Genomic DNA, 10,847 nt, shown 5'->3' on the forward strand with positions numbered 1-10,847 from the left:
CCCTAAGAAAGTATCCAGTTGATAACTAAGTTCGCCACAAGTGTATTTATTCATTTTGAATTTTGAATTTTTATGTACGATGTCCTCGATTCTCGCTCTGTCTTAGAAATTTTGCGACCAGTGGAAGATCCAGAACTCCGCAAAAGTCTGGTGGAACTGAATATGATTCGTAACGTCAAAATTGAGGATGGTAAGGTTAGTTTCACTTTGGTGTTGACCACTCCTGCTTGTCCTTTACGTGAATTTATCGTTGAAGACTGTCAGAAAGCTGTCAAAAAGCTACCAGGTGTTACAGATGTCAGTATAGAAGTAACCGCAGAAACACCGCAACAAAAAAGTTTGCCAGACCGCACTGGTATTTCTGGTGTCAAAAATATTATTGCTGTTTCCAGCGGTAAAGGTGGCGTTGGTAAAAGTACGGTGGCGGTAAATGTTGCAGTGGCTCTAGCTCAAACTGGAGCGAAAGTCGGTTTGTTAGATGCTGATATTTACGGCCCCAATGACCCCACTATGCTGGGTCTGGCTGATGCTCAAATTACTGTGCGTTCCACTGAAACAGGTGACATCCTAGAACCTGCTTTTAATCACGGTGTCAAATTAGTTTCAATGGGCTTTTTGATTGACCGAGATCAACCAGTAATTTGGCGGGGGCCTATGCTCAATGGTGTAATTCGCCAGTTTCTTTATCAAGTGCAATGGGGAGAATTAGATTATTTAATTGTAGATATGCCACCGGGAACCGGAGATGCTCAGTTAACTTTGACTCAAGCAGTGCCAATGGCAGGGGCGGTAATTGTCACCACGCCGCAAAATGTAGCCCTGTTAGATTCTCGCAAGGGATTGCGGATGTTCCAGCAGATGAATGTCCCGGTATTGGGAATTGTGGAAAATATGAGCTATTTTATCCCCCCCGACCAACCTGATAAGCAATATGACATCTTTGGTTCTGGTGGTGGCTCTAAAACAGCCACCGAATTAGGAGTGCCACTGTTGGGGTGCGTACCACTAGAAATTTCCACACGAGTTGGTGGTGACAGTGGTGTGCCCATAGTTGTTGGCGATCCAGATTCAGCTTCGGCAAAAGCATTAACCGCGATCGCTCTTACGATTGCTGGTAAAGTATCAGTTGCGGCCCTGACATAATTATAAATTTTAATTTCTATCTACTTCCTGAGCTATAGCTTGGGAATACTAAGGATTGGGTATTAGGGAGTGGGGAAGTAGGGAAAGGATAATTGTTGATTTTTTCCCAATTCCCAATTCCCAATCCCCAATCCCAACAATTAAAGCTAACGTCTAAATTGACACAATGTTGTTAAAACGATCGCTCCCCAAAATTCGCTGGAAGTCTTGGGTTAAGCCCTGGCAGCATGTAGATTGGCTCCTATTTTGTTTGCCAGTTGCTATCAGTATCTTTGGTGGCACCATGATTCTCAGTACAGAACTGAAGCAGCCAGTAACGGACTGGTGGTGGCACTGGATGGTAGCGGGTATCGGCGTGCTTATAGCCCTATTTTTATCTCGCATCCGTTACGAACTCTTGATGCAGTGGCACTGGGTAACATACTCACTAACGAATTTCAGCTTAATTGCTGTGATGATTGCTGGTACTAGTGCTAAAGGGGCACAAAGGTGGATTAATATCGCCGGCTTTAACGTACAACCCTCAGAATTTGCCAAAATCGGCATGATTATCACCTTAGCGGCTTTGCTACACAGGCAGACTGCTTCTAGCCTCGAAGGTGTTCTCCGCGTTCTGGCAATCACTGCCATCCCTTGGGGATTAGTATTTTTGCAGCCAGATTTAGCAACATCACTGGTCTTTGGTGCGATCGTCTTAGGAATGCTTTACTGGGCAAATGCTAACCCAGGCTGGTTAATTCTGATGATTTCTCCTGTGGTTGCTGCCATTTTGTTTAGTATATCTTGGCCTTTCTCAGAGCCGATAGTTTTATTCAAAGAACTATCTTTTGGCCCATTAGGGCTAATTTGGTCTGCTGGGATGGCTATTTTGGGCTGGCAAACTCTGCCCTGGCGGAGATTTGGTTTTGGTGCTATCAGTGCATGGACTCTCAATATATTCGGTGGCGAATTAGGAGTCTTCGCTTGGAACCATATTTTAAAACCATACCAAAAAGATCGGCTAACTGTATTCATGGATCCCGATCACGATCCACTTGGTGCTGGATATCACTTAATCCAATCTCGTATTGCCATTGGTGCTGGTGAAATTTGGGGATGGGGTTTGTTCAAGGGGCCAATGACACAACTAAATTTCGTACCTGAACAGCATACAGACTTTATTTTCTCCGCAGTGGGGGAAGAATTCGGTTTTGTTGGTTGTTTATTAGTGCTGTTTGTCTTCGGCTTAATTTGCCTCCGTCTACTGCATGTCGCCCAAACCGCCAAAGACAACTTTGGTTCTTTGTTGGCTATTGGCGTTTTATCCATGATCGTGTTTCAGGTGATTGTGAACGTTGGCATGACTGTAGGTTTAGCGCCTGTGGCCGGAATTCCCCTACCCTGGATGAGTTATGGGCGTTCTGCTATGCTGACTAACTTCATTTCGTTGGGAATCGTAGAATCGGTAGCAAATTTTCGCCAAAAGCAGAAGTATTATTGATTCGTCATTAGTCATTTGTCCAAAGTCCAATTGCTAATGACCAATGACTATTAAGAAGTATTAAGCTATTAAAAGGAAACAAGCGAGGCTAAAAACATGATTCTGCCTGGAGCAACTGTTCGCGTCAAAAATCCCGCAGATACCTACTATCGCTACGAAGGACTCGTGCAACGACTGACTGATGGCAAAGTAGCCGTATTATTTGAAGGTGGTAACTGGGATAAATTAGTTACCTTTCGCCTGAGTGAATTGGAACTCGTAGAGACCATAGCCGGACGGAAAAAAGCCAAATAAGATTAGTCATTGGTCATTTGTCCTTTGTCCTTTGGCAAAAACTAATGACTAATGACCCTTACGGGTGACGCTCATGCCTTGCTAACGCTGCGCTAACGCCAGTCACTCATGGGGGAAACTCCTTGGCGCTAGCCTTTCCCTTTGAGCTACGGTGTACACACATCTTTGTACGAAACCCAAAATCGTTGAAGATCCCCCTAAATCCACGCCACTTGCTTCACTTGGGGAGACCCCAAGACCGCAGTGGCTCCCCGATAAATTGGGGGACTTTAAGAGACTTTTGCCCCCCAATTTATCGGGGGTTACGGGGATCAAAAGCTTGTGAGGCCACTCTCAAAGACTTGTGTGGACACCGTAGCCCAAAGGGAGAAGACCGCGCTGGCTCACCAATGATTAATGACTAAATTACCATGCGCCTCCCATTACCACAGTTTGCCACTGGCGATCGCCATCCCAACCATATTGCGGAGGTGATTGAGACTACTAGTACAGAATTTTTAGCTCAGTGTTTAGAGCCAGAAGATTTGAGCTTTCCCTCCATGCCACCCTTTGGTAGTTGGGTTTGTTCTGTGGATGAAGAATCTGGCAATCAAGTTTATGGAATAGTATATTATGCTACGACAGCGCCCATAGATTCAGTCCACAGAGCTAGGGCTTTGGGGTTATCATTGCAAGACTTACGGGAGGAACAACCACAGATATTTGCCATGCTGAGAACAGAATTTCGAGCTGCGATCGTGGGATTTGAGGAGTCTTCTCAGAATCGAGGTTATAACCAAAGAATATATCAATATCTACCACCCCGTCCCCCGCAAATTCATCAAGCTGTTTATCGGTGCGAACCAGAAGCGATCGTTAAATTTACTGAAGAACTAGATTTTTTGCGGACACTACTTTGTATTAACGGTGCGCCAGTCGAGTCTTTAACCGCAGCTGCTATTCGAAATGTATACCAGTTACGCAAAGCTGACCGGGAATGGCTCATTAAAGCTGGACGGAATCTAAGCGTGCTACTTAAAGATGACTACGATCGCTTGCGGTTTATTTTAAGTCAAATCCATCCGTAGGTAGTTAATTCTTGGACAATTGCCTAGTTAGTGTAAGTTATTAATTATTTTTATTGATTTTTCGTCAGGTGGCTTCTGCATTGATTTATATCATTAGGCGATCGCCCCCAAGGTAATCGCAATTTTACCATAGCTCCTTTAATTCCTACCTATGGAACTCATCTCACAAGTTCTTGTTCTGGAACCAACTTCCCAAGTTCTTGGCAAGGAACCAATTGTTCCTTTTGCTATTTTGCTGGTGGTTATTTTAGTTATACCCATCATGTTTGAGCGGCTAAGATTACCAGGATTAGTGGGTTTGGTTTTCTCAGGGCTAGTACTTGGGCCTTCCGGCTGGAATTTATTTCAATCTGACTCGCCGATGATTAACCTGCTATCAGACATTGGGTTAATTTATTTGCTGTTTGTCGCAGGACTAGAAGTCGATCTAGAAAAGTTTCGTCGGCAAAAAAGTCGTGCCTTTGGATTTGCTAGTTTGACTTTTAGTGTCCCCCTAGTGATGGGAACCTTAGTTGGCCTAATTTTAGACTATAGCTGGAATACTTCCATCTTAATTGGCTCTTTATTCGCTTCCTATACCCTTTTGGCATATCCGATAATCAGCCGTTTGGGAGTGGTAAACAACGAAGCTGTTACTGTGACTATTGGAGCTAAGATTTTTACAGATGTTGGCTCAGTGCTAATCTTAGCCGTTTGTGTAGGTGTTGCTCATGCTGGAGCATTCAGCTTTGCTAAACTACTTACCTTGTCGGGTTGGTTAATTATTTACTCTGTTGCTGTTGTGACAGGTTTTGATTGGGCAGGTAAGGAGTTTTTCAAGCGATCTGGAGATGACGAAGGAAACAAGTTTTTATTTGTGTTACTTTCTGTGTTTCTGGCAGCAGTGGGCGCTCAATTAATTGGGATAGAAAAAATTGTTGGTGCTTTTTTAGCGGGTTTGGCGGTAAATGAAGCGGTGGGTGAAGGCCCAGTCAAAGAAAAGGTGGTATTTATTGGCAGTGTGCTGTTTATTCCCATTTTCTTTGTTGACCTTGGCTTACTGATCGATTTACCCACCTTTGCTAACAACCTGGACACGCTCAAGTTAACGCTGTTGATGATAGTCGGTTTGATTGTCAGTAAATTGATTGCAGCTTTGTTGACAAAACTAATTTACCGCTACAAGTGGCAAGAAACGCTAACTATGTGGTCGCTATCACTTCCCCAGGTTGGTACAACTTTAGCAGCTACCTTAGTGGGATATCAGGCTGGATTGCTGCCACTAGAAGTATTACACAGTGTCATTGTCTTAATGGTTGTCACATCAACCTTGGGGCCCTTGATGACGAGTCGAATCGCTGTTGGTTTGAATTCTTTACCAGGCGAAGATTTAGCACCATCTCTACCTGACCAGAATGCACCAGAGATAGGTAGTGCTTTTACTATAGTCGTACCTGTTTATAATCCTCATACCGAACAGCATTTGATTGAAATGGCGGCCTTACTCGCGCGTCAATCTCAGGGGAAAATTATACCGCTTGCGATCGCTACTGCTGCTGCTCAGATGGATGCACCACAGTTAGAAGCGTCTCTACAACGCAGCGAGCAGTTATTGACCAAAGCCACGGCATACAGTCGAGTATTAGGCGTGGCCGCAGAACCAATGCTGCGAATTGATGATGCCTTTGCTCAAGGAATTAGCCGGGCCGCCCGCGAACAAAAGGCTAATTTAATTGTTATGGGTTGGGGAAAACGGACTGGATTAAGAGCGCGTTTATTTGGGAATGTGATTGATGGTGTGCTTTGGGCATCCCATTGTCCAGTCGCAGTGACACGTCTAGTAGAATCACCGAAAAAAATTCAGCGCATCTTAGTACCAGTAGAAAATTTAACAGCACCGACATTACAGCCTGTACAATTTGCCCAAATGCTGGCAGAGGCAAATCAGAGTCACATTACTGTGCTAAATGTGTGCGATCGCCGCACAAGTTCCAGTAAAATTGCCTGGAGGCGATCGCATCTCTCCCTAATGGTATCTAATTTAGCTTTGGCGAATGCCCCAGAAATTCAAATTATCGCTCATGAAAATGTTGCCCAAGCAATTTTGCAGGCTGCACGATTATACGATCTAGTCGTTTTACCTTTTATCCGTAATCGTACTAGTCCTGGAGGGTTAGCTATTAGCGATGTTACAACCCAGTTAGCCAGACAACTCACCTGCTCCATCATCATACTTGGAGAACCGCAGCGCACTCAAAGCACAAATATAGCGATCTCTAACACGGTTACTAGCATTATATCTGCTGTATGATGTGGGGCAGATTCCAGTCTATCTGAGTGAACTGGGGCTGGCAATCCGCATTCACAAAAAGCTTTGTAACAAATGAATCGACTGTAGAAATATACAGATATCCCTACAGTCGATTCTCTGCTGCTTCCAGATGAGAACACCAGTAACCATAAAAACATTTTATATTATTGAAGATTTGATGAACTTTGAGTCGAAGACTGACAATGTTGAGACTAAGTTTGTTATTTTGCTAGTTAAATTGTTCAAGAAGCAGGTAAAAACATCACAAAGTTATAAATGGAGAAAAATAAGTAAATTCAACAATACTTTTTGATTAAACTTGTTCTTTTTTCAGTTCTGTATTTTTGTCCCCAAGCTGGGTAATCTAAAGGTAAGTGCAATAGCTACTGAAAATATTTGTAACTAACTGGGAAACTATGAGAATTTTGGTGACGGGCGGTGCTGGGTTTATTGGTTCCCATCTCATCGACCGATTAATGACCGAGGGGCATGAATTAATATGCTTGGATAATTTTTACACTGGTCACAAACGAAACATCCTTAAATGGTTAGGTAATCCGTACTTTGAACTGATCCGCCATGATATTACCGAACCAATTCGATTAGAGGTCGATCAAATTTATCATTTGGCTTGTCCAGCTTCACCAGTCCATTACCAGTACAACCCAGTCAAAACCGTTAAAACTAACGTCATGGGAACCCTGAATATGTTGGGGCTGGCTAAACGTGTAAAAGCTAGATTTTTCTTGGCTTCAACGAGTGAAGTATACGGAGATCCTGAAGTTCATCCCCAAGTTGAAGAGTATAGAGGTAGCGTCAATCCCATTGGGATCCGTTCATGCTATGACGAAGGTAAAAGAATTGCTGAGACTTTAGCATTTGATTACTACAGACAAAATAAAGTTGATATTCGAGTTGTTCGGATATTTAACACCTACGGCCCAAGAATGTTAGAAAACGATGGTCGGGTGGTGAGCAACTTTATAGTTCAAGCCTTGCGGGGTAATCCTTTAACTGTGTACGGAGATGGTTCGCAAACTCGTAGTTTTTGCTACGTTTCCGATCTGGTAGAAGGATTCATCCGGCTGATGAATAGCGACTATATTGGCCCAGTAAATTTGGGTAATCCTGGTGAATACACGATATTACAATTGGCCCAAGCTGTGCAAAATATGATCGACCCGGATTCAAAGATTAAATTCGAGGCATTACCTTCGGACGATCCCCGCCGTCGCCAGCCTGATATCACCAAGGCAAAAACTTGGTTAAATTGGGAACCTACCATTCCTCTGCAAGAGGGGTTAAAACTGACAATAGAAGATTTCCGCGATCGCATTCAAGGCGATGGCAATAATTCAACCAACTAAGTAGCGCCTAACATCGCTCTAAATTTTCATGCAAGCTCACCCGCTCGGTAGCTGGTATGCTTAGTGGCTGAGTTTACTAACAGTCTGTTAAGTGTCATATTGATAACTTCTTTTTGAAGACTACACCCAAAAAAGTTAGGGAGTTAAAGAATGCGTGTTTGCGTTATTGGTACTGGTTACGTTGGTTTAGTTACAGGTGCTTGCTTGGCTCATATTGGGCATGATGTAATTTGCGTAGACAACAACGAAGAAAAAGTTAAGTTAATGAAGTCTGGACAGTCCCCAATTTTTGAGCCGGGACTCTCAGAAATTATGCAGTCTGCCATTCAAACCGAGAAGATTCATTTTACAAGCGATCTTGCTGCTGGAGTTACCCACGGAGAAATTCTGTTTATTGCTGTGGGAACACCACCTTTACCCACTGGTGAAAGTGATACTCGTTACGTGGAAGCTGTAGCCCGTGGGATTGGGGAAAATCTCAACGGTGGTTATAAGGTGATCGTTAATAAGTCTACAGTCCCCATTGGCTCAGGTGACTGGGTGCGGATGCTTGTTCTAGATGGTGTTGCAGAGCGGCAGAAAGCACTTGTACCCGCAGGTGGAGTGCCGAGCGATGAGAAATTACCTGAGTTTGTAGCCGAGTTTGATGTAGTAAGCAATCCAGAATTTTTGCGCGAAGGTTCAGCAGTTCACGACACCTTCAACCCCGATCGCATTGTACTAGGGGGCAATAGTCAAAGAGCAGTAGCCTTGATGCAACAACTCTATGCCCCAATTGTGGAACGCAAGTACGCTGTCGATCAATCTTTACCCCCAGTGCCAATTCTGGCAACAGACCTGAGTTCGGCGGAGATGATTAAATATGCCGCGAATGCCTTTTTAGCCACCAAGATTAGTTTTATTAACGAAGTTGCTAATATTTGCGATCGCGTCGGTGCTGATGTCACCCAAGTGGCCAAAGGCATCGGTCTAGACTCCCGCATTGGTAACAAATTTTTACAAGCTGGTATTGGTTGGGGCGGTTCTTGCTTTCCCAAAGATGTCTCGGCTCTGATTCATACTGCTGATGACTATGGTTATGAAGCCCAATTACTAAAATCTGCCGTCAGTGTCAACGAACGCCAACGCTTGATTGCTCTAGAGAAACTCCAACAGGTTTTGAAAATTCTCAAAGGCAAAACAGTCGGACTACTCGGACTGACCTTCAAGCCAGATACCGACGACTTGCGCGATGCTCCAGCCCTGATTTTAATTGAGCAGCTAAATAGACTGGGAGCGAAAGTTAAAGCTTACGACCCCATTATTTCTCAAACAGGTATGCGTCATGGTCTTTCTGGTGTATTAGTAGAAACTGATGCCGAAAGACTAGCTGATGGCTGCGATGCTTTAGTACTTGTCACTGAATGGCAGCAGTTCAGCACTCTTGACTATGTGAAGATGGCAAAATTGATGGCTCACCCCGTTATCATCGATGGTCGTAACTTCCTCGACCCCGAAACACTCATCCGCGCTGGATTCCAATATGTAGGCGTGGGAAGGTAGAAAGACGCGATTAATCGCGTCTCTACAGGAGTTAGGAGTGATAAGTAAAAATTAATTACAACCCATAATCAATAACTCCTAACTCCCTTCAAAACTTAAGTATTTAAATTACCGCCCAGAATCATCTAGGCGGTATTTAATTTGTATAAAGCTTCATGCAAAGCTGTTCAGGAAAACTTTACTTTGAACCTTTGCGTTTTTTTTCATATCAAGCGCTATTTGGAATACGTTCGATTTCAGCATATCCACTGAAAATAAGTTTTTGACCTTCAGTTTCTAATCGGTTGAGTCGCATTTTCACTCCATCAAGATCAAAACGATCCAAATCAACCATATTATCTAAAATTTCTACCAGCGCGACACTCAAGGTTTGGGAAATTTCCCGTTGTCCTTCTGGTACTTGTTCAAGTTCGATTTTTGGATCTTTGAAAGAAACTCGCCGTCGCCTTTCAATGCCTATAGTTAGGATCATGCTCAGGGGTACAAGGTCGCCATTATTTAAATCTGCTTTTGCTACAAGCTGCAACCGATTTTCTGGTAATAGCTGCACCTGAACCTCCGTAAAGGAAACTGGTTCACCGCCAGATAATGCTGTCAGCGATGGCACAGAGAGGTTAAGCAGGCGCTTTTTCACCAGTTCCGCGCTAAAGGCTTGGTTGATGCCTGCTTCTGATAGAATTACTTGAGCGATCGCTTGAGTGGGTTGCTTGAGACTGAGTTTGCCACTTAAAACCGAGCCGAAGTCAATGGCCACCGCATCGGTTTCAAAAGACATCTCCTCTACCGCGAAATCTTTCCGAATCACCAAGCCACGACCGCTCATTTTGAAGCTATCAATGCTGCCTTGCAACAGTTTGCTGGAGGGGTAGCAGCGCACAAAGACTTCTACTGACTCGCTTTGCGTAAACAGGTGGCGAATCGTTTGGCTGGCGACTGTGTTGAGCATCCGCTCTCCCCAATCTGTGCCTTTAGGATCTTGTAAACCAGTAAGTCCGCCGAACATGTGGTTTTTAGTCTCTAGAAGTTCTTTGTACTTTTGTAACAAACTGTGAAGAATACAGCAAGCGATCCCGTGATTAATTGTGCTGATGGGTAGAAGTTGGATAGCTGATGGTTGATGATGTAATGTATTAAATATTACTAACTACAAAGAGAATAAAGGAGGTAAATACAGGTCAAACACCTTCTGTTTAGGAATGTAAACGGTAAATGCAGGAAAAGTATAACATTTCAAGCGATGAAAACTGAGTCAGATGTTGACGTTAATAATATATAGCGTTTCCTAATCACATGAAGGTACGTCATAGCCCCCTCCTCGCTGGCGCTACGGTATACACACATCTCTGTACGAAACCCAGTCGCAAATAAAAATAGAACAAATAATTGACTAAAAAATATTCCCACACCTAAAAATACTTTTGGTCGAATAATAAAAGTAAGTTTAGTTGATGTTTGCTCTAGGATTTTTAGAGGATTAGCTAGAGTCAAATAACATCCAGCACCTAAGTTAATTGCCAGCAGGATGGTAATTATTGAACCACCCCACCGCAAGGCGGATGGGGATTCCTGACATCTCGTGATGACAGAGGGACATTCAAGTATCCCTCTAGACCCTCAAGCTAACACCCATACGAGAGGCGTAAGAATTGGGCTTACATTTATAG

At 43.6% G+C, this 10,847-nt stretch carries 8 protein-coding genes; 7 read left to right on the top strand and 1 reads right to left on the bottom strand.

Annotated features, from left to right (window positions below):
* Nucleotides 1-72 precede the first annotated feature (72 nt).
* The 7 genes from CDG77_RS04715 (at nt 73) to CDG77_RS04750 (ending at nt 9,183) form a co-directional block, all read left to right on the top strand.
* Complete coding sequence (locus CDG77_RS04715; protein WP_094328253.1) at nt 73-1,143, top strand: Mrp/NBP35 family ATP-binding protein; 1,071 nt, start codon at nt 73-75, stop codon at nt 1,141-1,143.
* Nucleotides 1,144-1,309: 166 nt separating this feature from the next.
* Nucleotides 1,310-2,623 carry a rod shape-determining protein RodA gene (gene rodA, locus CDG77_RS04720; protein ID WP_094328254.1) on the top strand — a complete coding sequence of 438 codons (1,314 nt, stop codon included), beginning with the start codon at nt 1,310-1,312 and terminating at the stop codon, nt 2,621-2,623.
* A 96-nt stretch (nt 2,624-2,719) separates the two neighbouring features.
* Complete coding sequence (locus CDG77_RS04725) at nt 2,720-2,917, top strand: NAD(P)H dehydrogenase subunit NdhS (RefSeq protein WP_012411449.1); 198 nt, start codon at nt 2,720-2,722, stop codon at nt 2,915-2,917.
* Nucleotides 2,918-3,327: 410 nt separating this feature from the next.
* A complete protein-coding gene (locus tag CDG77_RS04730) occupies nt 3,328-3,984 on the top strand; it encodes an HAS-barrel domain-containing protein (protein ID WP_094328255.1) in 657 nt (218 codons plus the stop codon).
* A 151-nt stretch (nt 3,985-4,135) separates the two neighbouring features.
* A complete protein-coding gene (locus tag CDG77_RS04735; RefSeq protein ID WP_094328256.1) occupies nt 4,136-6,274 on the top strand; it encodes a cation:proton antiporter domain-containing protein in 2,139 nt (712 codons plus the stop codon).
* Between the two features lie 416 nt (nt 6,275-6,690).
* A complete protein-coding gene (locus tag CDG77_RS04745) occupies nt 6,691-7,641 on the top strand; it encodes a UDP-glucuronic acid decarboxylase family protein (protein WP_094328258.1) in 951 nt (316 codons plus the stop codon).
* Between the two features lie 150 nt (nt 7,642-7,791).
* Nucleotides 7,792-9,183: a UDP-glucose dehydrogenase family protein gene (locus CDG77_RS04750; protein WP_094328259.1), complete on the top strand. Its 1,392-nt coding sequence runs from the start codon at nt 7,792-7,794 to the stop codon at nt 9,181-9,183.
* A gap of 208 nt (nt 9,184-9,391) precedes the next feature.
* Here the strand turns inward: CDG77_RS04750 and CDG77_RS04755 are convergent, their stop codons facing one another.
* The gene (locus tag CDG77_RS04755; RefSeq protein WP_181154307.1) at nt 9,392-10,186 is read right to left on the bottom strand and encodes an LmeA family phospholipid-binding protein; all 795 of its coding nucleotides are present in this window, start codon (nt 10,184-10,186) and stop codon (nt 9,392-9,394) included.
* Nucleotides 10,187-10,847 lie beyond the last annotated feature (661 nt).

Origin of the sequence: Nostoc sp. 'Peltigera membranacea cyanobiont' 213 (assembly GCF_002245975.1) — a bacterium.
GTDB lineage: Bacteria > Cyanobacteriota > Cyanobacteriia > Cyanobacteriales > Nostocaceae > Nostoc.